This is a genomic window from Exiguobacterium sp. s83 (assembly GCF_018617095.1).
Lineage (GTDB): Bacteria > Bacillota > Bacilli > Exiguobacteriales > Exiguobacteriaceae > Exiguobacterium > Exiguobacterium profundum.
In genome coordinates this window covers 1,682,129-1,708,911 of the sequence record NZ_JACSJP010000001.1, presented here as the reverse complement: position 1 = coordinate 1,708,911, position 26,783 = coordinate 1,682,129, and the positions used below count along the sequence as shown (strand labels likewise).

Genomic DNA, 26,783 nt, shown 5'->3' with positions numbered 1-26,783 from the left:
GGTGTCGGACATGAATATTCTTCACATCAATGCCATCAACGAAGTGAAAAGCACCGGTCGGATGTGTAAAGAGCTTGCATCCGTTCATGCCTCTTCTGGACACCACGTCCGAATCGCCCATGCGACCGGACCAGTGACCGAGACGAGTGTGGTGGTTGGACAGGCGTGGGAAACGAAGCGACATGCGCTCCACGCCCGCGTGACGGGGCGTCAAGGATATACGTCCAAACGGTCGACCGCTGACTTGATTGCCTTCATGGACAGCTTTCGACCGGACGTGGTTCATCTTCATAATCTTCACGCCAATTACCTTCATCTTCAAACGTTGTTTGAGTATTTGGCGAAGCAGGACATCGCCACCGTCATGACGCTTCACGACTGCTGGCTATTCACCGGGAAATGTACCCACTATACGGCGGTCGGGTGTGAGCGCTGGAAGGACGGGTGTGGACAGTGTCCACTCTTAAAAGAAGACATCCCGAGCTGGTTTTTAGACCGGACCGGCGAGATGTTGACGGACAAGCGTAAATGGTACGACGCCATTCCACGCTTGGCAATAGTGGGAGTGTCGGATTGGATCACGATGGAAGCCCACTTCTCGATTCTGCAACATGCGTCCATCATTCGTCGCATCCACAACTGGGTCGATTTGGAGACGTTCATGCCGAAAGAGCCAGGCCCACTTCGGGCACGCCTCGGGTTGACGGGACAACACATTCTTCTCGGGGTGGCAAGCCATTGGACCGAGGCGAAAGGATTGTCTGCATTCATAGAGTTGGCCAAGGCCAGACCGTCCGACCAAATCGTCTTAGTCGGACAGATGCCAGAACAACATGATCTGCCGGCGAATGTGCTTCACATTCAAGAGACACATGACCCGAGCGAATTGGCTTCGTACTATGCCGCGGCAGACGTCTTGTTGAACCTGTCAGAGGAAGAATCATTTGGAAATGTGACGGCAGAGGCACTCGCCTGTGGCACGCCAGTCCTCGTCCTCGATTCCACGGCCAGTCCGGAACTCGTGACCGAACGAACCGGCGTCGTCGTCGCCACACGATCGGTCAACGATGTGATGGACGGACTCGATCGTCTTCATCACGCCTCGATCTCACGAATCGCTTGTGCGAACGAAGCGCGTCAACGGTTCGACTTGTTCGACCGGGCACAGGATTACCTGCACGTGTACGAGGAGCTGCAAACCGAGAAAGTGAGGAACGCTTTATGACACCACTCGTATCCATCATCATCCCTGTCTATAACGGGAGCGATTATTTACGGACATGTATCGACAGCGCCTTGGCCCAGACGCATCCTTCGATTGAAGTGATCGTCGTCAACGACGGTTCGACTGATGACGGGAAAACGGCGGCGATTGCGACAAGTTACGGTAAGCGAATTCGCTACGTGGAAAAGGAGAATGGGGGCGTCTCGAGTGCGTTGAATCGTGGAATTGAAGAGATGAACGGAGACTATTTCTCTTGGCTCAGCCACGATGACGTGTATGCGCCGACAAAGATCGAACGACAGCTCGCCGTATTGCGCGAGCAACATCTCCCGATGAACCAGACTATCGTCGTCACAGGGACGGCGTTCATTGACGAAAATGGGGAGGCGATCCGACGGGTGCAACGGAAAGTGAGCGGATTCTATTCGAGTCAGGACATGTTCCGTCATTTGTTGTTGTCGTCGACTTTGAACGGATGCGCGCTCTTGATTCCGCGACAAGCGTTCGAACATCGGCGTTTTTCGTTAGAGGACCGCTTCATTCAAGACTGGATCTGCTGGGTCGAGTTGGCGCTCGATGGGTTCGACTTTTACGTGATGCGTGAGCCGCTCGTCTATTCACGGATTCACGGCGAGCAACAGACGAAAAAAATCGCACATCGAGCCACGATGGAATCGAATCGCTATTTGAAGCGGCTACTCCAGGACGTCGAGGTGCGTGATAACGGAGAGGAATTGACCGCCATCATTCTGAAACACACGTTCAAGGAAAATGCGGCGGACGTACGGGAACAGTACTTAACGACACATGATGTGAATCGTTACTTTGGACCGATGGAATATCGGTGGCTTCGCTGGAACGGCATCTTGTTTTCAAACCTGCTGTCTCTATATCGGGGGATGACCAATCTGATCTATCGCTAGAAAGGAGGGATGGAGATGACGATCTATTTAGTCAATATGGCGCTGTTGGTCGGTTGGGGAATGTTGTTGATCCGTCACGAGATTCCGAGTCGCCGGGCTTGGTTCGTATCGTTCGCCACGATTCAATGGATCGTCTTGTCAGGCTTCCGAGACGTCACGGTCGGGGCCGATACGGCGCAGTACAAGGCACTCTTCCTGCAGTCGCAAACGTTGCCGCTCGGTGCGTTCACCGACCGTTTCTTTGAAATCGTCTTCACGGAGAGCGAGGACCCGGGGTTCTACCTGTTCCAACGTCTCATCCAGTACGTGATCACGGACTATCAAGTGTATCTCGTTCTCATCGCGATGATCTTCATGATCCCGCTCGGCTATTTCATCTACAAATACTCGAGCGAACCGCTCATCAGCTTCCTGCTCTTTTCGGTCCTCTTCTACGAATTCTTCGCCGTCACCGGGTTACGGCAAACGGTGGCGACCGCGCTCGTCGTGCTCGTCGGCTACCATTTCGTGCGGGCGCGGAAGTTGGGCTGGTTCCTCCTGCTCGTATGCATCGCCATGACGATTCATAAATCTTCGCTCATCTTCGTCCCGTTCTACTTTTTAGCGAACAAGCAACTGACCAAGGCGTATGTGATGACCATGTTCGGGGTCATCGTCGGATTGTTCGTCTTCCGGAATCCATTCTTCGACCTGCTCGTCCAAGTGTCTGGCTACGATACGTACAGCGCCATGGACGGCGCCGGGGCGGTCAACTTCAGTCTGATGTTGCTCTCCGTCCTCTTCGTGGCATTATGGCGAAAAGATCAAATTCTGGCGAACAATCCATCTGCCATCCATTTCTTCAATGCGCTGTTACTCGCCGCCTGTCTCTTGCCGTTGACGTTCTTGAACCCATCCATGATGAGGCTCGTCCAATACTTCTCGCTCTTCCTGCTGTTGATGATTCCGGAGATTGTCGGCACGTTCGAGCGGCGGGAACGACTCGTCGTCTATTACTCGGCGGTCATGTTGCTCGGTCTCTTGTTCATTCGCGAAGCGCCGGTGTATTCGTTCTTTTGGTAACACGAGGAGGTGAAGCATATGTCGACACGCATGACGCTAGACGAGGCAGCCAGTAACCGCAAAATCAAGATCGGGGCGGTCATGTCCTACACGCAAATCTTTTTCGGCATCTTATCCGGTCTCATCTATACGCCGTGGATGATTCATGAGATCGGGCAGGCGAGTTACGGGTTGTATATGCTGACCATCTCGCTCATCAGTATGTTTGCGATGGACTTCGGGCTCGATGCAGCCGTCTCACGATTCATGAGCAAGTATATGGCGGAGGGGGACCACGAGCGGGCGGGACGATTTTTAGGCATCGCCTATAAACTGTTCATCGCCATCTCGCTCGTCCTCTTCCTCATCCTCACCGTCGTCTACTTCTTCTTGGACTCGATTTACTCGAGTCTGACGGCGACCGAGCTCGAACAGTTGAAAGTCCTCTATGTGATCGCGGGACTGTTCATCGTCGTCTCGTTCCCGACGAAGCCATTCTCTGGCATTCTCGTATCCCATGAACAATTCCTCTTCTCGAGTGCCCTGCATCTCGCTGAGAAGGTCGGGACGGTCGCTTTGATGGTCACCGCGCTTCTTCTCGGCTATGGGTTGTATGCCCTCGTCATCGTCAATGCGTTGGTCGGCACGATCGTCTTACTCATCGAGTACGTCTTCATTCGGCGCAAGACTCTCGTCCGTGCCAACTTTCAGAATCGAGAGAAGGGGATTTATCGGGACATCTTTAGCTTCACGTCCTGGAGCACGATCACGCTCGTCGCCCAACGCTTCGTGTTGAACATCACCCCGAGCCTACTGGGGATTCTAGCAGGCAGTGCCTCGATCGCCCTCTTTTCCGTCGGGATGGTCATCGAAGGGTATGTCTGGACCATCGCGGCCTCGCTCGGTTACTTATTCCTTCCGAAGGTCAGTCGGATGTTGTCCCGAAACGATCGTGAGGCCATCAGTTATCTCTTCGTCCGCATCGGTCGGATTCAGCTATATATCGTCGGACTCATTCTCGCTTCGTTCTTCATCCTCGGGCGCGAGTTCATGCACCTATGGGTCGGACCAGACTTCACCGACTCCTACGTCATCGCGCTTCTCTTGATCGCACCGAGTGTGATCACGTTGACGCAAGACATCGGCAATACGACACTCATTGCCGAGAACAAAGTGAAGTATCGGGCGTTCGCCGCCCTCATCGTGGCCGCCATCAGTATGACGCTCTCACCACTGTTGATTCCACACTTTGGTCCGATCGGTGCGGCCATCGCCATTTGTATCGGCAACATCGTCGGGCTCGTCTTCTATATGAACGTGATTTACCATCGGGTCCTCGGTCTCGACATCCTCAACTTTTTCCGCAAGTGCCATCTGAAGCTCTTGCCCGGTATTCTCCTGTACACGCTCATCGGCTGGGGGATCCAGTTCTTCTTCCCGTCCTCGAATTGGTTCGGCTTCGGGGTGAAGGGAATCGTGCTCATCAGTATTTACACAGTGATCATGTGGGGACTCGCATTTGATGAGACGGAGAAAGCCATGTTCCGCCAAGTGTTCGCTCAATTGAAACTACGCATCCTATCCATTCACCACACATCCTAGGAGGGAACAAGATGAAACGACTCAAGGTCATGACGATTGTTGGGACCAGACCCGAAATCATTCGATTGTCCGCCGTGATGGCACGTCTCGAAGCCTCCGAGGCAATCGATCATGTGCTCGTTCATACGGGACAAAACTATGACTATGAATTGAATGAGATTTTCTTTGAAGACTTCGGACTCCGGACACCGGATTATGTGTTAGACGCCTCGGCGGATGGTCCGATGGCGACGATTGGGAATATCCTCATCACCATCGATCCCGTGCTCGCATCTGTTCGTCCGGACGCGGTCTTGTTACTCGGGGACACGAACAGCTGTCTCGCAGCCATCGCCGCAAAACGCCACCACATCCCCATCTTTCACATGGAGGCGGGGAATCGTTGTTTTGACGAACGGGTCCCGGAGGAAACGAATCGTCGCATCGTCGACCATATCGCCGACATCAACCTGACCTATAGCGATATCGCACGCGAGTATCTACTTCGTGAAGGGTTACCGGCGGACCGCATCATCAAGACGGGGAGCCCGATGTACGAGGTACTCCACCGTCAACGGGATAAGATTGAGCGGTCAGACGTGCTCGAGCAGCTCGACTTGGAGCGAGATGCCTATTTCGTCGTATCGGCCCATCGCGATGAAAACATCAGTGATGACGAGAACTTCTTCGATCTCGTCGACACGCTCAATGCGGTCGCGACCACGTACCAGCTTCCACTCATCGTCAGCACCCACCCCCGGACGGCAAAACGTATTCGTGAGAGCGGGGTGCGTCTCCATCCGAACATTCGTACCCTCAAACCGCTCGGCTTCAGTGACTACGTCCACCTGCAACTCCATGCGAAGGCCGTGTTGTCAGACAGCGGCACGATTAGTGAAGAGAGTTCGATTCTTGGAATCAAAGGATTGAATATCCGCCAAGCGCATGAACGTCCGGAGGCGATGGAGGAAGGGGCGGCGATGATGGTCGGATTGAAGCGGGAGCGAGTGCTGCAGGCGCTTCGAATCTTAGAAGAGACGGATGGCTCGATGCGACTCGTGAGCGATTACGCCATGCCGAACGTCTCTGATAAGGTGCTGCGCATCTTGTTGTCCTACACGGACTATGTGATGCGAGAGGTGTGGAAACAGCACACGGTGTCGACCGAGAAGAAAGAGGTGTGAGCCATGGACTATATGACGTTCAAACGAATCTTCGACGGGACGCTCAGCGGAGTGGCGCTCCTTCTTCTCGCACCGTTCCTGCTCCTCATCGCCCTCTTGATCAAAATCGATTCGCCGGGTCCCGTTTTCTTCAAACAAAAGCGCATCGGGTTACGGGAGACACGCTTTTGGATGTATAAGTTCCGGACGATGCATCAGGACACCCCGAACGATGTCCCGACACATCTGTTTAACGACTCCACGAAACACATCACGCGCGTCGGGGCGTTTCTTCGCAAGACGAGTCTCGATGAATTGCCACAGCTCGTCAACATTTTAAAAGGCGAGATGGCCATCGTCGGACCGAGACCCGCACTGTGGAATCAAGATGACTTGGTCGAGGCCCGTCGACAAGTGGGCGCGACAGAAGCGCTACCGGGGCTGACCGGGTGGGCACAGGTGAAGGGTCGAGATGAGCTTCCGATTGAGGTGAAGGCGAAACTTGACGGGGAGTACGTGCGCCAGATGAGCTTTTGGTTCGACCTGCGCTGTATCGCCTTGACCGTTCGGAACGTCTTGCTCCGGGACGGAATCGTGGAAGGGGCGCCCCAACCGAGCCCGTCGTCTGAAGAAAAGAAGATGATGCATGTTGCGAAAAAATGATAACGGTTTCCATTAAGTTACCAATTTAAGTGAGACCAACCGGGTAAATGATGACATACCGCTCTTCCTACATCTGAGACTAGACATCTACGAAAGGAGCCTTCTTATGTTTTCCAACAAAACATTGCTCATCACGGGTGGGACGGGATCGTTCGGCAACGCCGTGATGGAGCGATTCCTCGATACGAACATCAAAGAGATTCGCATCTTTTCACGGGATGAGAAGAAACAAGAAGACATTCGCAATCGCTATCATCATGACAAGTTAAAATTCTACATTGGTGATGTAAGGGACCCGAACAGCATCAAAAATGCCATGTATGGCGTCGATTACGTCTTCCATGCGGCGGCACTGAAACAAGTTCCCTCATGTGAGTTTTTCCCGATTGAAGCGGTGAAGACGAATATTCTCGGTACGGAAAACGTCTTGAATGCCGCCGTCGAAGCGGGGGTGGAGAAGGTCATCTGTCTCTCGACGGATAAGGCGGCCTACCCAATCAATGCGATGGGAATCTCCAAAGCGATGATGGAAAAAGTCTTCGTCGCCAAGGCCCGTGCGGTCGGACCAGACCGGACGCTCATCTGCGGGACCCGTTACGGGAACGTGATGGCCTCGCGTGGGTCGGTCATCCCATTATTCGTTGAACAAATTAAAAAAGGGGAGCCGCTCACCGTGACCGATCCGCTCATGACACGTTTTTTGATGAGCCTGGCCGATGCGGTCGAGCTCGTCGTCTTCGCATTCCATCATGCGCATGCCGGTGACATCATGGTCCAAAAATCACCGGCTTCGACGATCGGTGTACTCGTGGAAGCCGTGAAACAACTGTTCGGGGTCGATCTTCCCATCAAAGTCATCGGGACCCGCCACGGCGAGAAAGCGTTCGAGACGTTGATGACCCGAGAAGAGAAAGTCGTCTCCGAGGACATGGGGGGATTCTTCCGCGTCCCGGCCGACAATCGAGACTTGAACTACGAGAAGTACTTCAGTGAAGGCAGCCAGGAGCTGACGGCTCAAGGTGAGTACAACTCGAACAATACGAGACAGCTCGATGTGGAAGAAGTGAAGGAACTCTTGTTGACGTTACCTTACATCCAGGAAGAACTCGCGAAATGGACGATTCCTGCTTCCGCAAAACGAATCGGGTGAGTGTGATGACCAGACAACGACTCGTCTTCTTATCCAATATCGCTTCCCCGTATCAAGTGAAATTTGCTGATGTGCTTCATGAGCATATGGATACCGAGTTTTGGTTTTATAAACAAATCACCAATCAGCGACCTGACTGGTGGGTCATCCCACTCGGTAAACGCTGTCGCGTCTTGAAAGGCTCCTATTTCTCGAAAAAGACGAACTATCTGTCGCTCGACGTCTTTCTCCAACTCATCCGATTTCGACCGCATATCTTGCTACTGGGTGGTTTTACCCCGTTCCATGCCCTGCTCTTACAGATCGTCAAACTGTTCGGGGTGCGCGTCGTCGTCATGAGCGAGCCGATTCGAAACGTACGGGGCGAGACGAGCGGAGAATCGACGTTATTGACAAGCGAGAACGGCTTGCACAAGGCGACACGGATTCATCATTTGTTCCAGCGGGCTGATTTGATTTTTGGAATGGGAAACGTCGCATGCAATCAATTTATCAAGGAACTCGGTTTTCCTTCTGCGAAAGTCGTTTCGGTCCCTTATCCAATCGATATCGAGACGCACATGTTGCACCCGTTACGTCAGAAAGGACCAAACGACCCGATTCATCTGTTGTTTGCCAATCGCTTAATTGAACGTTATCAACCGCTCGTCGCCTTAGAAGCGTATCGAATCTTGAAAGAAGAATATCCGAACCTTTCCATGTCGCTCAATCGCGACGGACATCTCGCGGATGCATGTCGTCGATATATCGAGGATGAGCAATTGACGGACGTCACGTTCCTTGACGAAATCGAGTCGTGGAACGGGTTGAATCTCGTTTACCGAAGTTCAGATATTCTCGTGTTGCCGGCGACCTATTCGAACGGAAATCTCAGCATCATTGAAGCCTGCGCGTCCGGGATGGGTATCGTCGTCAGCCATGACGTTAACAACGTCGCGCGTCATCTTCACGAAGGAATCAACTGTTACAAATGCGAACCGACCGTGGCATCACTCGTGACCGAACTGAAACACTATCTCGACCATCCCGAACGATTGACAGATCACGGACAGCAATCAAAAGAACTCGTGACGCCAAGACTGAACGCCAACACGGCTGCCGTCTACGTCGACTTACTCCAACCACTCTATCGCAAAGGAGATTCTCACCATGCTGAAGCTGCTGTTGCTCGGGGGAGCGATGCATCAAGTTCCCATCATCCAAAAAGCGAAACAACAAGGGATATTCACCGTTCTCTGTGACTATCTACCGGATAATCCGGGTCGCCTCGTGGCCGACCGTTATTACTGTACGAGCACCCTTGATCGGGAGGCGGTCCTCGCCATCGCGAGAGAGGAAGGCATCGATGGGATTGTCGCCTATGCCTCCGATCCGGCGGCACGAACGGCCGCCTATGTCGGGGAGGCACTCGGATTGGCGACGAACTCGCTTGAAACGGTCGAAACGTTGACGAATAAAGCGAAGTTTCGAACATTCCTACAGCGATATGACTTTGCCGTCCCGGAAGCCTTTGCGTTCACCGAACTGGAAACGGCGATCGACACGTTACGGGAGCGAGCAGGTGAATATATCATCAAACCGGCCGACGCCTCTGGGAGTAAAGGGATCAGCAAGTGGAGTCGGGGGCACGGGATTGATCAGCTTCGTCGCCATCTCCAAGTGGCATTTACGATGTCATTCAATCAGGAAGTGGTCGTGGAGGAGTTTATCACGCGAGATGGCTATCAAATAGGTGGTGATGGATTTGTCGTCGACGGGGAGTTGGTGTTTCGTTGTTTCGGAAACGGACACTTCAATGTGAACGGAGTCAACCCGTTCGCCCCAATCAGTGCGAGTTTCCCGAGTGTACATCCGCCTCACGTGCTTGAGCGAGTCCATCAGACGTTGCAACGCATGTTGACTGAAGTCGGCTTCAAGCAAGGCGCGTTCAACTTTGACATCTTCGTCAAAGGAGAAGACGTCTATCTGATGGATATCGGTCCACGGAACGGAGGGAATTACATCCCACAAATCATCGAACAAGCGACAGGCGTCGACTTGGTCCAAGCGACGATTGATGTCGCACTCGGGATGCCGGTGACGCTCGAGATGAAACCAGTGACCGTGCCGTCCTCCTATTTCATCATCGGCAGTCAAGAAACGGGGCGATTCATGGGCGTCCATTTCGATGAGGACGCATATACGATTCGACAAGCGAACATCTATTACAACGTCGGAGATGTGGTCCCGCGCTTCGAAGGGGCAAATCAAGCACTCGGTAGTTTGATTCTGGAGTTTGAAGACGTCGAGACGATGCTTCGACTCGTCGAACATCCCGGGCGATGGCTGACCTTACACATCAAGTCAACCGAAGAAACGGAGGGAGAATCATGGACATCGTCGTCACCGGTGCGAACGGTTTTTTAGGCAGACACCTCGTTCACGCCTTGGAGCGGGCTGGGCATCTCGTCCTCCCGATCACCCGTTCGACCTCATTCATGGAACGAAGCAGCTATCTGCGTCGAGCGGACGCCGTCTATCATGTGGCCGGAGTGAACCGTCCCGAACGAGTCGAAGAATTCACGACGGGAAACGTCGACTTGACCGAGGCGATCGCCACCGAATTGCTGTCCTATAATCCGGTCCCCGTCTTTTTTGCCTCGTCGATTCAAGCGACTCAAGACAATCCTTACGGAAACAGTAAACGAGAAGCGGAGGACATTTTGCGGCTGTACGGTCAACGGAGCGGGGCACCGGTTCACATATATCGGCTCCCGAACCTGTTCGGCAAATGGGGGAGACCATTCTATAACAGTGCGGTTACGACGTTTTGTTATCAGATTGCACGAGGAGAGGACGTCACGGTCACGCATCCCAATCATGTGTTGACGCTCGCCCATGTCGATGACGTCGTCGCATCGTTTGTAGGGGTGCTGCATAAATCAGAAAGCACTGATTCAGACGTCCCGACACGCCAGATCACATTATTCGACCTCGCCCGAATGATTGAATCGTTCGAAGCGGTCCGTATGGCTAGAGGAGTACCGGATGTATCGGATCCTTTTACGAAAAAGCTATACAGCACGTACTTAAGTTACTTGCCGAAAGAACGGATGGTCACGCCTCTCTTGATGCATCAGGACGTGCGGGGATCGTTCACAGAACTGTTTAAGACGCCTGATCGTGGTCAAGTCTCCGTCAACGTGGCCAAACCCGGAATCACAAAAGGGGAGCACTGGCATGAGTCGAAACATGAACAATTCATCGTCGTCAGCGGTGAAGGCGTGATTCGGCTCCGGTTGATGGACCAAGATCAGATCATCTCGTTCCATGTCAGTGAAGAACAGCTTGAAGTCATCGAGATTCCGCCAGGTTACGTCCATCATATCGAAAACACGGGCGTGAAAGATTTGGTGACGGTGATGTGGGTGAACGAGCCGTTCGACGCGAGTCAACCGGACACCTATCCAGTCACTGTCGCACAAGACGCGGAAGTCTCATAAAGGAGGGATTCATCATGGTCATGGTGAGCATCAACTGCATCACATACAATCACGAGAAGTACATCGCTCAGGCGATTGAAGGCTTTTTGTCACAGCGCACGAACTTCGAGGTCGAGATTCTCATCCATGATGACGCCTCGACGGATCGGACGGCAGACATCATCCGGGAATACGTTCAGAAATATCCTGAAAAATTCAATGTCATCTATCAGACGGAGAATCAATATTCAAAAGGTGTATTCATCGGTCGAATGAACGAGGAGCGGGCACGCGGCAAATACATCGCAACATGTGACGGGGACGATTATTGGACGGACCCTTACAAACTGCAAAAACAAGTCGACTACATGGAAGCCCATCCGGACTGTACGCTTTGTTTCCACGATGCGTATGTCGAGACAGGTGGGAAGCTCCACACGAATTGGCACGTCATTCCATGGATGCCGGAAAATCGAAAGCTCGCCTCATCCGTGTCCCGGACGTATGACGCCGGTGAGTTGCAGTTACTCGGGTTCGTTCCGACGATGTCCATGTTGTATGTGAACGATTTCCGTGACGCCCCGCGATGGCTCGAAGAGACGCCGGCGCGAGATGCATCGATTCGCTTGTATATCACGAGCAGGGGATACGCCTACTACATGCCGGAAGTGATGAGTGTCTATCGCTACGAGGTCGAAGGGTCGGCGACGACCATTTGGAACGAGGGGAATGTCGAACGTGACGTGAAGCGACATGAGGAGTTCATTCGGTTCATCAACTTATTTGATGCCTATACCGATGGGAAATACCATCAAGAGCTGGAGTTGTCACGGATTTCCTTTGAGGTGGGGCTCCACCGATTGAAGGGAGAGTATGATGCGTTACGTTCTACTCGATATGACGCGTATCTGAATCGGTTCGTCGGAATCGATCGAATCCGACCTTACCTGATGATCAAGCAGCCACATGTAACAGAATGGCTCATTAAAATACGAAATTGGGCATTCGCGTGAACGAAAGGAAAAGGGGCGATTTCACCATGAGTGGTTCAAATGTAGAAACAGATGCCATCATTCCCGTCACGCGACCGAGTATGCCGGATTTTGAGACGTATGTCGAGATGATTCGCCCCCTTTGGGAATCGCGTCACTTGAGCAATCGTGGCGAGCATGTGCGAGCGTTAGAAGAAGAGTTAGAGCAGCGTCTAAACGTCCCGCACGTCTCCTTATTGACGAACGGTCACCTGGCCCTCGAGACGGCGATTGATGTGCTCGGGTTAACGGGTGAGGTCATCACGACACCGTTCACGTTCGCCTCGACGACGCATGCGCTCATCCGAAAACAGATCACTCCTGTCTTTTGTGACATCAACCCGATAAACTACACGATTGACGTCAACAAAATCGAGGCGTTGATCACGGAACGGACGACGGCTATCCTACCCGTTCATGTGTATGGGAACGTATGTGACGTGGAGGCGATCGAACAACTCGCAAAACGCCATGGACTTCATGTCCTCTACGATGCGGCGCACGCGTTCGGTGTCCGGCAAGACGGGCGCGACGTCTCGACGTTCGGCGACCTGACGATGTTCAGCTTTCATGCGACAAAAGTGTTTCACACGATTGAGGGTGGTGCGCTCACGTTCCGGGATGCCCGTTACGTCGAAGCGATTCATCAAGCCGTCAACTTTGGGATTACCGGACCAGAATCCGTCGAATCGGTCGGGGGCAACGCCAAGATGAACGAGTTTCAGGCGGCGATGGGACGGTGCAACCTCCCACGGATCGATGCCGACATTGAAAAGCGAAAACGTTTGGTCGAGCGATACGACACCCGTTTAGCGGACGCTTCATTTCTACGCTTGAACCTTCGGGATGAACGGACGGAGTCCAACTATGCGTACTATCCAGTTCTCGTCAAGAAAGGGAGAGCGGCACGCGATGACATGATGGCATCCTTAGCGCAGCATGGGATTCTCGCCCGGAAGTACTTTTATCCACTCGTGACCGATTTTTCCTGCTACGCATTCGACGCATCCGTACCGAACGCCACGTACGTCTCGGATCGGGTGATCACGTTACCGCTCTATCCGGACATGACAATGGAGATGATCGACCGCATTTGTGACGTAATCCTTGAAGGAGGGAATGAACGATGAAAGGAATCATTCTAGCGGGTGGGAACGGGACGCGTCTCTACCCGATGACGAAAGCAGTCTCGAAACAGCTGTTGCCGATCTATGACAAGCCCCTCATCTATTATCCGATGTCGGTGCTGATGCTCGCCGGCATCAAGGAGATTTTATTGATCTCGACCCCGAAAGACATCTCCGGGTATGAGCGACTGTTCGGTGACGGGCATCAACTTGGAATCTCGATTACGTACCAAGTACAAGAGCGTCCGGTCGGTCTCGCGGATGCCTTCATTCTAGGAGAATCGTTCATCGGGGACGACTCCGTTTGCCTCATCTTAGGGGATAACGTCTTCTATGGGCCGAACTTGACGCGCTTTTTACAGGATGCGAAAGAGCGACAGTCAGGCGCGACGGTGTTCGGATATCCGGTCAAGGACCCACGGGCATTCGGTGTCGTCGAGTTCGATGCGGATCGACGCGTCTTGTCCATCGAAGAGAAGCCGGCGGTCCCGAAATCCAATTATGCGGTACCGGGGCTTTACTTTTATGACAATCAAGTCGTCGAGTTTGCGAAACAAGTGAAGCCGTCGCCACGCGGCGAGCTCGAGATCACGTCGATCAATCAAATGTATTTGGAACGAGGCGAGTTGAACGTCGTCTTGTTCGGTCGCGGGATGGCATGGCTCGATACCGGGACACCTGAAGGGATGATTAAAGCTTCCATTTTCGTACAGACAGTACAGGAACGGCAAGGTTATTACATCGCATGTCTGGAGGAGATTGCATGGCGTCGTGGGTTCATCACGCGAGAGCAATTGGCCGACATCGGTCAGACGCTCAAGATGACCGATTACGGACAGTATTTGATATCGCTTCTAGAGGAAGGAGAACAGACCAATGCATACGATCCTAGTGACTGGCGGAGCCGGGTTCATCGGTTCAAATTTCATAAAACACTTTCGGGACAAACATCCAACGTCACGCATCCTTAACGTCGACGCGTTGACCTATGCCGGCAATTTAGAGAACGTCCAAGCGTTCGAGCACGACCCGCTCTACGTGTTTCGGAAAGTAGACATCCGCGACCGTCCGGCGATTGACGAACTGTTCTCTCTCTTTGAGATTGACGAAGTCGTGCATTTTGCGGCGGAATCGCATGTCGACCGAAGTATCCTTGAGCCGGAGTTGTTCCTCTCGACGAATATCCTGGGCACACAAGTGTTGCTCGACGCGGCCATGCGTCATTGGAAACGGGATCCGGACGATAAATACAGTCGAGAATACCGAGATGACGTCTGTTTCGTCCATGTCTCGACAGATGAGGTATACGGGTCGCTCGGGGAGACGGGGTTCTTTACAGAAGCGACACCACTTTCCCCGAACAGTCCTTATTCCGCCTCGAAGGCCGGGTCTGATTTGCTCGTTCGTTCCTATCATGAGACGTACGGCTTACCGATTAAGATCACCCGTTGTAGCAACAATTACGGTCCGTATCAATTCCCTGAGAAATTGATTCCGCTCATGGTACACCATTGTATGACCGATCAACTACTCCCAGTATATGGGGACGGAGGACATATCCGAGATTGGTTACATGTGCAGGACCACTGTGAAGCCATCGATCTCGTTCGACAAAAGGGACGAGTCGGAGAAGTCTATAACATCGGCGGACATAACGAGAAGACGAACCTCGAGCTCGTCCGAACGATTTTACAGACGTTTGACTTACCCAATGACCGCATCCAATTCGTGACGGATCGCCCTGGTCACGACCGTCGTTATGCCATTGACGCGAAGAAAATGCAAGACGAACTCGGGTGGGTGCCACGCTACAGTTTTGAACAAGGAATCGAAGAGACGATTGAATGGTACCGATCACATCCGGAATGGGTCGAGCGCATCGTTTCGGGAGCGTACAAAACCTATTATCAAGACATGTATTCTTCCTAAATCGGAGCCGTTCTATCATCCCGGGGAAAGGAGGGAATCGACATGGTGATGGTCAGCATCGACTGCATCACGTATAACCACGAAACGTACATCGCTAAAACGATTGAAGGATTTTTGATGCAGGAAACGGATTTTGAATTTGAAATCCTCATTCATGAGGATGCCTCAACGGATCGGACGGCGGATATCGTGCGCGAATATGAAAAACAACATCCGGACCGGATTCGGGTCATCTATCAAACGGAAAACCAATATTCTCAAGGGGTCATGGTGAATCTGTTAAACGAAGAGAGGGCGCGTGGCAAGTACATCGCCCTTTGTGACGGGGACGACTACTGGACCGACCCACACAAGTTGCAGAAACAAGTCGACTATATGGAAGCCCATCCGGACTGTACGCTCTGTTTTCATGATGCGTATGTCGAAACGGACGACACACTCCATACCGGATGGCGCGTCATCCCGTGGATGCCTGAAAACAGAAAGTATGCCTCGACGGAGCCACGGACCTATCATGCCGGGGAGTTACAGCTACTCGGTTTCATTCCGACGATGTCCATGCTGTACCGGAATGGACTGACAGACGATCTGTTAGATTGGATCGGCGATACGCCCGCCTTCGACGGCGCGCTCAAACTGCACGTCGCAAGCCAAGGTTACGCCTACTACATGCCTGAGGTGATGAGCGTATATCGATTCGGTGTGTCCGGGTCGGTCACCACCAAGTGGCGTCAACGAAACAGGGAGCGCGATATTGAGCGGATGGAGGCATTCATCCGAATGATGGATGCATTCGATTCCTATACGGATGGCAGATTTCATCAAGAAATCGAAATCTCTCGCTTATCGTTCGAAGTCGGCTTGCATCGGCTCCGACGAGATTTTCAAGCGCTGAAGTCTCCCCGGTATGACCGATATGTGGAGCGTTTCGTCGGGAGAGAGCGGCTACGTCCCTACTTGATGGTACGACATCCGCACTTGATGGAGTGGTTGATTCGCATGCGCTCGTTCCAGCTGGGCTAAGGGAGGCGGCTCAAATGAAATTAGGGATTATGCAGCCGTACTACTTCCCATACCTCGGTTATATTCAATTGATGAACGCGGTGGACCAGTTCGTCATCTTGGACCATGTGCAATTTGCGAAACGAGGATGGATTCATCGAAACCGCATTTTGGTCGAGGGACATATCAAACCGATCCATCTGAAAATCGATCATATGACACAACATCGTACGATCCGTGAGCATGAGCGGATTCTCGATCCAGTTCATGAGAGCTATCAACTGCGCTTATTACACCATGCATATCAACGCGCACCAAGTTATGCCGACGTCATGCCGATGGTGGAACGAATCATTCAAAATGAGGAACGCAATGTCGCCACTTATCTAGAAACGTTATTGACGGAAGTGCGTGACTATCTCGAGATGGATACGGAGTTATTGGTCGCCTCTTCGCTCGACTACGACAAGTCGCTGAAGTGTGAACAACTGGTGCTCGAGATTTGTCATCACTTGCGTACCTCGCATTATATCAATGCGATCGGCGGGCAGGAACTTTATGACAAACAGCGGTTTGCGGAATCCGGGGTGCCGCTTGATTTTATCCAGATGGATGCGGTGGAATATGCTCAATTTGGTCATCCGTTCACGCCCAACTTGTCCATTATCGATGTCTTGATGTTCAATTCGAAGACGAAAGTGCGTGAATTGCTCCACGCCTATACGCTCGTCTAATCGGACGAGATAGTGGACGCAACGATTAGAGGAAAGGGGATGAACACGTTGAACACATCATTTGAATGGACCAATCGACGTCTATTCTTCAGCCCTCAGCGAGACGCATCACTCGACTGGATGGATGCGTTCGCACAAGGACCTTGTGTGTTGGAACGCGATACCTATTTGCGGATCTACTTCAGCTGTCGACCGAAGCCGATTGATGGACGATACGTCAGTCACAGCGGGTATGTGGATGTCGCAAAAGAAGATTTCTCGATTCTTCGGGTGAGTGAACGACCGATATTGGAGCTCGGTGCACGTGGGACGTTCGACGAGTTTGGTGTCTATCCGTTTTCGGCGATTGAGGTCGGGGATGAGGTACATGCCTATTACGGGGGCTGGACGCGTACGGTGTCCGTTCCATTTAATGTGAATATCGGAAAAGCCATCAGTCGAGACGGCGGACGTACGTTCGAGCGCGTCGGTCCAGGACCGATCCTATCGTATACGATCGACGAACCCTTCATCTTGAGCGGACCGAAGATTCGGCGTTTTCAGGACACGTGGGTGTTGTTCTATATCGCCGGACGAGAGTGGATCATGGATGGTGAACGTCCGGAACCGGTGTATAAGATTCGGCTGGCCACGTCGAAGGACGGGGTCACGTGGGTGAAAGCGGGACGCGATTTGATTGAAAGCGTACTTCCGAATGAGGCGCAGGCTAGTCCAGACGTCTTTTATGAGGATGGACGCTATCATATGTTTTTCTGTTACCGCGACGCGACCGATTATCGGAAAAATCCCGAGCGGACGTATCGAATCGGATATGCCTCTTCTCCGGATTTCCTCCATTGGACGCGTGACGATGACGTGATGAAGTTCTCGCGGACAGAATCAGGATTCGATGACGAGATGGTCGCCTACCCCCATACGTTCACGTTGAACGGGAAACGGTATTTACTTTACTTGGGGAATGAAGTCGGACGAGAAGGATTCGGCATCGCGGAGCGCAAGGAGGGAGCGAGATGAAGTGGAAGAAACTCGGACACATCTTCGACCCGGAGCCGTACGGATTTTTCGGGAAGTACTCCTCGTTCGCCCAGTCCCCTCAGGCGCTCGTCTTCGAGGATTTTGTGCGCATCTATTTCTCGACCCGTGAACCGGATGGTGACATGTTCAAGAGCCACGTCCGATACGTGGACATGACACGTGATTTCAACATCATCGACGTGTCCACAGATGAGATCATCCCCCTTGGAAAACGGGGGACGTTCGACGAACACGGGATTTTCCCATTTCACGTCACACGGACACGTGATGGGCTTTATGGCTATACGAGTGGCTGGAGCCGTCGTGACTCGGTAGCTGTCGAAACGGGGATTGGCCTCTCTGTCAGTCGGGACGAGGGAGAGACGTTCGAACGGCTCGGAGACGGACCAGTATTATCGGCGAGCATCGAGGAACCGTTTCTCGTCGGCGACCCCTTTGTCGTCACACGGGAACAATACTATATGTATTACATTTACGGGACGACATGGAAAGAGGGGCCGGATGGCGTCCAGGAACGAACGTATAAGATTGCGCTCGCCACGTCAGAAGATGGACAGACGTTCAAGCGTCACGGAAGAATCGTTTCGGATACGATTGCGGACGAGAGTCAGGCGCTTCCGACCGTGTTCGAAGCGGACGGACGCTACCATATGATCTTCTGTTTTCGAGACACATTCGGCTTTCGGACCGACCCGTTACGCGGATATCGATTAGGTTACGCCTATTCGGAAAATCTGTTGGACTGGACGCGGGATGATGCGGCGCTCGGATTCGAGCGAAGTTCCGACGGGTGGGACGCGGACATGGAGTGTTATCCGCATGTCTTCGAGTGGGGAGGTCGGCACTATCTTCTCTATAACGGGAACGAGTTTGGGCGACATGGATTTGGTGTCGCAATTTTGGAGGACGTATGATGACTCGCGACCAAGGGACGGTCTCTGACTATGTGGCGCATCTTGAGGCGTGTGATCACCTGTTCCCGACCAAGCTGTCGGAGCGGGTGGCGCTAGAGCCATACGCTTTGAAGCTCTACGAACGGGCGACGTCATATGAAATTTGGAATGACGGGTGTCTCGTCGGGCTAATCGCAGCATACATGGATACGGACATCGTCTTCATCAGCCATATTTGCGTGTTGCCGAAAGCGCCGTCCGGTAGTGGGCACGCCTTATTGGAAGCGTTATGCGAAGAAGCAATCGAGACGAACAAAAGGAAGATTCACTTGCACGTCGAGACAACGAACGAACGGGCGATTGCCTTCTACATGCGACACGGCTTCAGCGAGCTCGACCGAATCGATGATGTGCTCGTCATGGAGAGTGTATTATGAAACGCATCTCTCTCGTATTTTAGAATAAGAAAGTTAAATACAAACCGAAGCTGATCCTCGTCCATCGTACGAGGATTTTTTGATGAATGCAGGAAACTGATAAGCTTTATCGAATACGACAAAAAGAAAAAGCGCCTGACCGAGGTCAAACACTTTTCTTGAGCTCTCGTTTCCGGTCGCGTTGTACTTTCCAAATCATCGATCCAACGATGATCAGGATTGGCGCGATGACCCATGGACGGGCTTCGAGAATCGAGACGAGTTCAAAAATGGAGAGCCATCCGCTCACCATGATCAAGACTAGCAAAAAGGTTTTCAGTCCCCCCCGGACCGGAAGCCAAAAATAAACGAATAATGTCACTAAGAAGAAAGCGATTAAGCCCATGCGGTTTGTCCTTTCACCCATCATTTTGACTCATTATAGCAAAGAACATCGAGAGAGTGTTAGAAGCTTCACTTCTTCGGCGTGTTTCGGTACGCTTATAAAAGATGATTGAAGGAGGAACTGATGTGAAATTTGGAATTATTGGTTTAGGATACGTTGGATTGGCTACACTTTGTGGTTTGGCAAAAGCCGGTCATCACGTCATCGGGGTTGAAGCGGACGAAGAGAAGCTACGTCTTCTCATGAGTGGACACCCGCCATTCCATGAACCAGGCATGGCAGAGGTGTTGCAAGAGCACGCCGACCAGATCACCCTGACAAGCCGAATCGCGGATACGGAGCAGGTCGACTATTTGATTCTTGCGGTCGGGACACCGAGCAAGTCGGATGGAAGCTGTGACTTATCTTATATCGAAGCAGTCTTGTCGGAACTAAACACGAAGCATAAAATCGTCATTCGTAGCTCGGTCCCGCCCGGCACGACAGACTTACTGAACATCATGTATCCCTCTCATACGTTTGCGATCGTACCGGAATTTTTACAAGAAGGACGCGCGCTCGCAGATGTCATGAAACCACACCGTGTCGTCATCGGGTGTGTAAATCTCGAAGTTGCAGAAGACTTGGCAGGAATCTACGGACGCCTTGGCGTTCCGCTCATCTGTACGACACCGATCAATGCAGAACTCATCAAATACGCCTCGAACGCCTTTTTGGCCACGAAAATTAGCTTCATGAACGACTTGTCGCGTCTAGCCGATCAAGCTGGCGCTGACATTTCGACGATTGCGGACGGGATGGGACTCGATCCGCGAATTGGGCGTTCGTTCTTGAACGCGGGCATCGGGTACGGAGGTTCGTGCTTCCCGAAAGACATGAACGCACTCCTACACGTCGCGAGTGAAAATGAGATCGACCTACGTGTCATCCGGGCGGCGACAAAAGTGAATGAGACGCAAATCGAGTACGTGCTCTCAAAATTGAACGTTGAACCGAATATGCGCGTGGCTATCCTTGGTTTGGCATTTAAACCAGGAACGGACGATATGCGAGATGCCCCATCAATTCTACTCGCTCACCACATGGTGGCCCGTAACGTGGACGTCATCGGGTATGATCCGATTGCGACGTGGGACTATCCACAAGCGACGACGGTTGAAGAGGCGCTGAAGGGAGCCGATTATGCCATTCTCGTCACAGAATGGGATGAGATTGTGAACTTGGCACCGGATGCTTTCAACGGCATGCGCCAGCGTCGATTGATCGATGCACGAAACGCATGGAAGTTCGCACGCGATCCGGGCGATGTGTCATACGAAGGAATCGGACGGATGCAACGTCCGTCGAACACACCGACTTCAAACTAAAACTGTTCAGGACCGCTCATATAGGCGGTCCTGTTTTTGCGAGACGTGAATCTTTTGTAGCAGTCATGACGTATAGAAAGGAGAGGAGGCGAGGCATATGTGGATTCTCATTCTAGCAGCAGGAATCGTCATCGCGTTAGGCTTCGCGGTTGACAGGCTCGGTTGGTATCACTTGATCTCTGGATACAATACAATGTCGAAAGAGAAACAGGAGCGGGTCGACATCAAAAAAGTGGCGCGACTGATTGCCTGGATGTGTTACGGGATTAGTGCGCTTTTTCTCATCATTGCGCTCATCGAACTGTCTGGTTGGAACGTTCCGCTCGAGCCGTTCTTTCTCGCCCTGATGGTATTCATTGTCGGGATGCTTTGGCGGATGCAGCGCTATGACGGTAACATCTACGATGGAGCGGGGCGCTTGAGGCCAGATGGGAAAAAACGTCTCGTTCCAATCATCATCGTCTCTGTCGTATTACTCGTCGGTGTGCCGGCGCTCATGTTTTGGTTCAGTCAACCGACTGAAGTGATCGTGACGGATGAAGCGATCGTGATTGAAGGCAGTTATGGTCGTGAGGTCCCGTTTGATGAAGTGGAAGACGTGACATGGACGACATTGCCGGATATCGCGCGTCGAACGAACGGAGCAGATACGGGAACGCGTCTGACCGGACATTTTCGGACGGAAGCAGGGGAGGATGTACTCCTCTTTATCGACCGTGATGTCGAGCCGGTGATCCGACTCGATTGGTCAGACAAAACAATCTATCTCAATCAGTCTTCGTTTAAAGAAACGAGGCAGTTATATGAGGACATTCGTTCACGCTGAAAAAAGGGACACTCAACGCGAGTGTCCCTTTGTGTTGACCCATGATTCGAATGAGGCTGCGTCCAGGGCGGGTGAGAAGTAGAAGCCCTGTCCGAGTTCGACCCCTTCACGAAGCATGCGTGACAGGTCGCTTTCGGTCTCAATCCCTTCGGCGAGAGCGGTTAGTTGTTGCTCGTTCGCAAAGCGAGAGACGGCACGTAAGAAGGACGTACTTTCTTTCGCCTTTCCACTCACATACATCCGGTCAATTTTCACTTCTTGAATCGGTAGGTGCCAAATCGCTTCGAATGAGGCGTATCCGGTCCCGAAGTCGTCGATTGATAGGCAATAGCCGAGGTCAGCGATATCTTCTAATCGTTCGAGTTCACTCGCATACGACATGATGTCAGAGGACTCGGTCAATTCAATCTTCAATCGGTCAGGTAGCCACGGGTATACCTCAATCGAATCCCGAAGCTTCGCCACGATGGAAGGGTCGACCGAATGGGCCGACAAGTTGAACGACAAGGAGATGTCTTCAAATGAAGTCCCTTGCCATGCGACGAGCTGGGCAATCGTCTGATCGAGAATATTGTGTGAGAGCCATAAGATTTGATCGGAACGTTCCGCGATGCGAATGAACTCGTTCGGTGGGATGACTCCGATGTCAGGATGTGTCCAGCGAGCGAGCACTTCCGCGCCAACGACGCGACCTGTTTTCAATTCGACTTGCGGTTGATACGCGACCGTCAATTCTCCTTTTCGGATGGCATCCGGGAGCGCTTGTTCAATCAGTGCGGCGAGTTGCATCTGGGCTAAAATTTCCGAGTCATACCAAACCGAAGGGGTACGTGTCTCTTTGGCGTGCTGTAACGCCTTCATCGCCTTGAACAGACAGTCGTTGTATGCCCCTTCCGTTTCGGTCGCCCCGATTTGAATATGTACGTTTTGGCGTTTATGGTTGATTGTCACTTCAGTCGGGAAGAGCTCCAACAGCTCATGCTCGTCCTCGTATGAGAAGCCTCGGACATACAACATAAACGTGTCGTCTCGGTATCGACCGAAGAGATGTTGGGCATATTTCGAAAGACGGGACTCGACGGCTCGCGCAAACTCAATCATGAGCAAATCAGCATACGCAGGGTCGTACCAATCAACGAGATGATGATAGTCATGAATCCGGATAAGGATAAATGCACCGTCAATCTCTTGCTTTTCCCACTTGCGAACAAAGCCATATTCATTATAGAGGTTGGTCGCCAAGTCGAAACGGACGAGACGGTCGACCTTCCGTTCCCGTTCGACCCGGTCCGTCTCATCTTCGACGATGAGGTAATACGTCAACTTTTCCTCACGCTTGAGCGGCGTCAGTTTCACATTCAGATAACGGAGATGTTCCCCTTTCAGATGAATGATGAACTGCGCACTCGTCCCATGTTCAGTCACACCTTCGAGCGCTTGCTCGAACAAGCGGCGACCCGTCTCGGTGAACAATTGGTTGATCTCATATAAGTTCCGATCACCGAAAAACTGCCGGAACATCTCGTTGCGCTCAATCAGGTTATACGAGTCATCCATGAGGGCGATGGCGAGTCCCGTCTCAGAGAAGAGAGACGACCAGCGCTCATGGTAACGCACGAGGTCTTGTGAACGATTCTCTAGTTCGTGAACGGTCGAATGGACACTCGTGGCAATCTCGCGTAACTCGTCCTCGATCCCTCGGAAATCATGTGTTTTCGGAAACATCGCTTCGACAGGTTCTAGGCTAGGGTCGATGGCGAGTGCGCGTGCCTTGAGATGCGCCAAATCGTGATTGTAGCGATTGCGTGTATAGTAGAGCAGAAATAGGAGTCCGAGCGATAACAGCAACGTCACCACGAATGAAGTGGTGGCTAAGACTTGATAATGCTTACTTTCTTCTTGAAGCATCGTCTCAGAACTCGAACGGATGGAACGAAGGGCACCATAGGCGTCCTCGTAGACATTCGTTGAATTGACGTAACGAGCTTCTAGAGACGCCTCGCGATTCGCCATATTCGCAAAGGACTGTCCGCTTTCCGCCACGTCGATGACCGCTTTCGACTGCAGTGTCTCATTCGATTCAATGATGGTTTGAACAAGTTTTGCTTCGCCGACAATCAGATCCACGGTGTTTGTGAGTTGACCCGCATCAATCGGGTTACGGAAGAGGGCTTCACGATTCCGCATAAGAATCGATTGCATTCGCATGATGGCATCAGTCAGTTCGTATGCCGCATTCGATTGATTCGTTTGCTCGAGTGCTTGATATAGCCAGCGTCGATTGATGGAACTGATGACATCGGTTGGGACCGCCTCGAATTGTTCAGCCTCGAGAATTTGATTCAACTCATTTGAGAACGTCTGGAGCGTCTCCCGTTCCCGTTCGTTCACACCGTCCTCAAAGTCGTTCAATAAACGCTCATTGTATTGGAGTGCCCGTTCTTTGTACGGTGTGGAGAGGAAGGATGTCGTCGGATTCGACTGCTCCTCATACCGGGTCGCCGCTTCGAAAAGAGAGACGTATGCTTCGACACCAGCTAGGTTTGCCGCTTGATTCAAATTCGTAATCGTCTGGTCGATGGCTTCTTGTTTTTCATGCCAATAAAAACTCGTGCCAAGTCCAAACAACAGGACACCGATGAGACAAGCAATCGCGAGCGCCATCGTGTAGGTACGGTATGGAATTTTTGCAAAACGGGGTTGGCCCATCCGGCACCTCCTTTTTTCCTTCATCATACTTCCGAATTCGGGTCAAGCGATAAAAATCCTGCAATACGAAAGAAAAACCCGACTTTTGTCGGGTTTTTTGGCGTGACCAAAGTCACGGTCGCTTATAACCGATTAAGCGTGACTGCCAATACGGTTCTTTACTGATTTGGTTGTATCCTAATCCAGATGAACCGGCATGGATGAACGTATCGGAATTGATCATGATACCCATGTGCGATGGCCCGGCGGTATATGTGTTTTCGAAGAAGACGAGGTCACCGGCTTGCGGGACGAATGACTTGGGCAATTGAGGTCCGAAATAAGCACCACCCCAATAATTAGCCACGTTTGTCCGTGGGATGCTGACGCCGGATTGATTGAATACATAATAGATGAGTCCTGAGCAATCGAATCCACCATTTGCCGGGCTTGATGATGCCCATACGTACGGTGTGCCGACGAAGCGTTTTGCCACATCGATGGTCGAAAGCCTAGTAGCTTGGGCACTTTGCCCTTTGATTTCAGCGACGGCTGATTTTGCGACGAATCCTGATGCGAGACGATAGTGGGTCGATGTCTCCCCGATTACGTTCAAGAGTTCTCCCCGAAGTGTCGAGCCGACCGTGCTACTCGACTCGTTCGCCTGTGACCGAATCGATGTTGGATAGTACGTATAATATGAATTCGAATCATAAGAACCTTCAACCCAAGACGGGCCGTCTGCCGAACCTTTCGGGATGGTTTTCACATAAGCCGAGGCGACAAATCCTACCGTATTCCCGTAATAGATTTGAAGCCAGCCTTTTGACGACTGGACGACGCGCAACGTCTGTCCTGCTTTGACACTCCCGATGATGGTCGCGCTCGTCGATGCGCTCGAACGTACGTTCAAGGACGGTGTGTTGACGATATAATCGACAGCCGCATTACCAGCACCGGCATCGCCTTCGTTCGGAGCCGGGTCACTCGGTGTCGTGGACGTCTCTTTCAAATAGCCGGCACTCACGTATCCCGACTTCCCGTTATATGTGACATAGTACCAGCTACCGGACTGCTTCGTCGCCTTGACGACGGTGCCGTTCGGGATGGTCGTGACGAGGGCGTAACCGATGCCCGCACCTTGCCGAACGTTCAAGTTCGCGGTCGTGACGAATGATTGGTTCATGGTTTGTTCTGTACTCGGTGTTGTCGGTGTCGCCACTCCTGATGTTGTTAAATATGTATTGGCGACATATCCTGTTTTCGACCCATACTTCACTTTCGACCATGACCCTTCGACAGATAAGACGGTCACGGTTTTGCCTTTTGGAATCGTGAGCAATACGGTCGTCTTCGTCGACTTCGACGAACGCAGATTCAAGTTGGCTTTCGTTTGAGCTGTAGTCGAGCTCGGTGTGACCGTTGTTGGTTTGTCGGTACTGCTCGACATAGATGCCTTTTGCAAATAATCGTTATGCACCCAACCGGTCTGTCCGCCGTAACTGACTTTCGTCCATGAACCGTTTGATTGGATCGGTGTGAGCGCCGTACCTTTTGGAATCGTCAAGAGGACACGATGCCACGTTCCCCCGGCGACCCGCATGTTCAATGCGTGTGTCGTCGTGACGCGGTTCGTACTCGCCGTGGTTAACGAGGAACCACCTGTCGCAGCAGAGGGACTGCCTGTGAGCTTTAGTTTTTGACCGATGCGAATGTGATCGGAAGAGAGACCGTTCAACGATTTAATCGTCGCAACGGACACATCATAGGACCGACTGATCGACCATAACGTATCACCCGAACGCACCGTATGTGTGCTCGCCGCTGCTGCTTCGTCTGCGTGGGCAAGCACGCTGACCGCTGCGAGTGCCGCGAATGAATAGGTGAGACCAGACTTTGGATTCATAGCGTCACATCCTTTCAAAGAGTGAGAACGAAACAATTTAACAATTGAAACAATACAAGTTCATTGTACGGTGCAAAGAAATAGGCAAGCAATGGGACAAAAGGTCAATTCGCGTCTCTTTCTTAAAAAGAAGGTCAATAATTTAGAAGTGGGAATAAATCCCTGTTTCATCACTTGAAAAAAGAAGGAAGTATTGACTTTCTGTTGAATTTTGAA

24 protein-coding genes are annotated in these 26,783 nt (G+C 52.0%); 21 read left to right on the top strand and 3 right to left on the bottom strand.

Features of this window, described 5'->3' with window-relative positions:
• Nucleotides 1-10 precede the first annotated feature (10 nt).
• The 19 genes from KNO73_RS08725 to KNO73_RS08635 all read left to right on the top strand — a co-directional run bounded on the left by KNO73_RS08725 (nt 11) and on the right by KNO73_RS08635 (nt 19,395).
• Nucleotides 11-1,225, top strand: a complete 1,215-nt coding sequence (locus KNO73_RS08725) for a glycosyltransferase (protein ID WP_214810983.1) — start codon at nt 11-13, stop codon at nt 1,223-1,225.
• Entirely contained in the window at nt 1,222-2,148 is a 927-nt protein-coding gene (locus tag KNO73_RS08720) for a glycosyltransferase family 2 protein (RefSeq protein ID WP_214810985.1), read from the top strand. Before KNO73_RS08725 ends, KNO73_RS08720 begins: the two co-directional genes overlap by 4 nt.
• Before the next feature lie 15 nt (nt 2,149-2,163).
• Complete coding sequence (locus tag KNO73_RS08715; protein WP_214810986.1) at nt 2,164-3,210, top strand: EpsG family protein; 1,047 nt, start codon at nt 2,164-2,166, stop codon at nt 3,208-3,210.
• An 18-nt stretch (nt 3,211-3,228) separates the two neighbouring features.
• The gene (locus tag KNO73_RS08710; RefSeq protein WP_215112349.1) at nt 3,229-4,791 is read left to right on the top strand and encodes an oligosaccharide flippase family protein; all 1,563 of its coding nucleotides are present in this window, start codon (nt 3,229-3,231) and stop codon (nt 4,789-4,791) included.
• Nucleotides 4,792-4,802: 11 nt separating this feature from the next.
• Complete coding sequence (gene wecB / locus KNO73_RS08705; protein ID WP_078147563.1) at nt 4,803-5,954, top strand: non-hydrolyzing UDP-N-acetylglucosamine 2-epimerase; 1,152 nt, start codon at nt 4,803-4,805, stop codon at nt 5,952-5,954.
• Nucleotides 5,955-5,957: 3 nt separating this feature from the next.
• The gene (locus tag KNO73_RS08700; protein WP_078147562.1) at nt 5,958-6,596 is read left to right on the top strand and encodes a sugar transferase; all 639 of its coding nucleotides are present in this window, start codon (nt 5,958-5,960) and stop codon (nt 6,594-6,596) included.
• A 106-nt stretch (nt 6,597-6,702) separates the two neighbouring features.
• Entirely contained in the window at nt 6,703-7,746 is a 1,044-nt protein-coding gene (locus KNO73_RS08695) for a polysaccharide biosynthesis protein (RefSeq protein ID WP_215112348.1), read from the top strand.
• 5 nt (nt 7,747-7,751) lie between these two features.
• A complete protein-coding gene (locus KNO73_RS08690) occupies nt 7,752-8,987 on the top strand; it encodes a glycosyltransferase family 4 protein (protein WP_251024878.1) in 1,236 nt (411 codons plus the stop codon).
• A complete protein-coding gene (locus KNO73_RS08685) occupies nt 8,896-10,152 on the top strand; it encodes an ATP-grasp domain-containing protein (protein ID WP_251024877.1) in 1,257 nt (418 codons plus the stop codon). Before KNO73_RS08690 ends, KNO73_RS08685 begins: the two co-directional genes overlap by 92 nt.
• Entirely contained in the window at nt 10,116-11,228 is a 1,113-nt protein-coding gene (locus KNO73_RS08680; RefSeq protein WP_214873085.1) for a polysaccharide biosynthesis C-terminal domain-containing protein, read from the top strand. Before KNO73_RS08685 ends, KNO73_RS08680 begins: the two co-directional genes overlap by 37 nt.
• A 14-nt stretch (nt 11,229-11,242) precedes the next feature.
• Complete coding sequence (locus tag KNO73_RS08675; protein WP_214730272.1) at nt 11,243-12,220, top strand: glycosyltransferase family 2 protein; 978 nt, start codon at nt 11,243-11,245, stop codon at nt 12,218-12,220.
• 26 nt (nt 12,221-12,246) lie between these two features.
• Complete coding sequence (locus KNO73_RS08670) at nt 12,247-13,368, top strand: DegT/DnrJ/EryC1/StrS family aminotransferase (protein ID WP_078147557.1); 1,122 nt, start codon at nt 12,247-12,249, stop codon at nt 13,366-13,368.
• Nucleotides 13,365-14,336, top strand: coding sequence for a glucose-1-phosphate thymidylyltransferase RfbA (rfbA, locus tag KNO73_RS08665; RefSeq protein ID WP_196431180.1), 972 nt, complete (start codon nt 13,365-13,367; stop codon nt 14,334-14,336). The genes KNO73_RS08670 and rfbA overlap by 4 nt, the downstream gene beginning before the upstream one ends.
• Nucleotides 14,242-15,294, top strand: a complete 1,053-nt coding sequence (gene rfbB, locus KNO73_RS08660) for a dTDP-glucose 4,6-dehydratase (RefSeq protein ID WP_214873087.1) — start codon at nt 14,242-14,244, stop codon at nt 15,292-15,294. Before rfbA ends, rfbB begins: the two co-directional genes overlap by 95 nt.
• Before the next feature lie 42 nt (nt 15,295-15,336).
• The gene (locus KNO73_RS08655; RefSeq protein WP_214873089.1) at nt 15,337-16,317 is read left to right on the top strand and encodes a glycosyltransferase; all 981 of its coding nucleotides are present in this window, start codon (nt 15,337-15,339) and stop codon (nt 16,315-16,317) included.
• A gap of 14 nt (nt 16,318-16,331) precedes the next feature.
• The gene (locus KNO73_RS08650; protein ID WP_214757914.1) at nt 16,332-17,030 is read left to right on the top strand and encodes a WbqC family protein; all 699 of its coding nucleotides are present in this window, start codon (nt 16,332-16,334) and stop codon (nt 17,028-17,030) included.
• Between the two features lie 39 nt (nt 17,031-17,069).
• A complete protein-coding gene (locus KNO73_RS08645) occupies nt 17,070-18,044 on the top strand; it encodes a glycoside hydrolase family protein (protein ID WP_214873091.1) in 975 nt (324 codons plus the stop codon).
• On the top strand, nt 18,041-18,979 hold the full coding sequence (locus KNO73_RS08640) for a glycoside hydrolase family protein (RefSeq protein WP_214814385.1): 939 nt from the start codon (nt 18,041-18,043) through the stop codon (nt 18,977-18,979). The genes KNO73_RS08645 and KNO73_RS08640 overlap by 4 nt, the downstream gene beginning before the upstream one ends.
• Nucleotides 18,979-19,395 carry a GNAT family N-acetyltransferase gene (locus KNO73_RS08635; RefSeq protein WP_214757910.1) on the top strand — a complete coding sequence of 139 codons (417 nt, stop codon included), beginning with the start codon at nt 18,979-18,981 and terminating at the stop codon, nt 19,393-19,395. The genes KNO73_RS08640 and KNO73_RS08635 overlap by 1 nt, the downstream gene beginning before the upstream one ends.
• Before the next feature lie 145 nt (nt 19,396-19,540).
• On the opposite strand, the gene KNO73_RS08630 is transcribed toward KNO73_RS08635, so the two are convergent.
• Nucleotides 19,541-19,801 carry a hypothetical protein gene (locus KNO73_RS08630; RefSeq protein WP_214687439.1) on the bottom strand — a complete coding sequence of 87 codons (261 nt, stop codon included), beginning with the start codon at nt 19,799-19,801 and terminating at the stop codon, nt 19,541-19,543.
• Between the two features lie 104 nt (nt 19,802-19,905).
• On the opposite strand from KNO73_RS08630, the gene KNO73_RS08625 reads away from it, so the two are divergent.
• The gene (locus tag KNO73_RS08625; RefSeq protein WP_214730280.1) at nt 19,906-21,147 is read left to right on the top strand and encodes a UDP-glucose dehydrogenase family protein; all 1,242 of its coding nucleotides are present in this window, start codon (nt 19,906-19,908) and stop codon (nt 21,145-21,147) included.
• Between the two features lie 97 nt (nt 21,148-21,244).
• Nucleotides 21,245-21,973, top strand: a complete 729-nt coding sequence (locus KNO73_RS08620) for a DUF3784 domain-containing protein (protein ID WP_214873093.1) — start codon at nt 21,245-21,247, stop codon at nt 21,971-21,973.
• 12 nt (nt 21,974-21,985) lie between these two features.
• On the opposite strand, the gene KNO73_RS08615 is transcribed toward KNO73_RS08620, so the two are convergent.
• A complete protein-coding gene (locus KNO73_RS08615) occupies nt 21,986-24,682 on the bottom strand; it encodes an EAL domain-containing protein (protein WP_214811014.1) in 2,697 nt (898 codons plus the stop codon).
• A 112-nt stretch (nt 24,683-24,794) separates the two neighbouring features.
• Nucleotides 24,795-26,567, bottom strand: coding sequence for an SH3 domain-containing protein (locus KNO73_RS08610; RefSeq protein WP_214687431.1), 1,773 nt, complete (start codon nt 26,565-26,567; stop codon nt 24,795-24,797).
• Between the last annotated feature and the right edge of the window lie 216 nt (nt 26,568-26,783).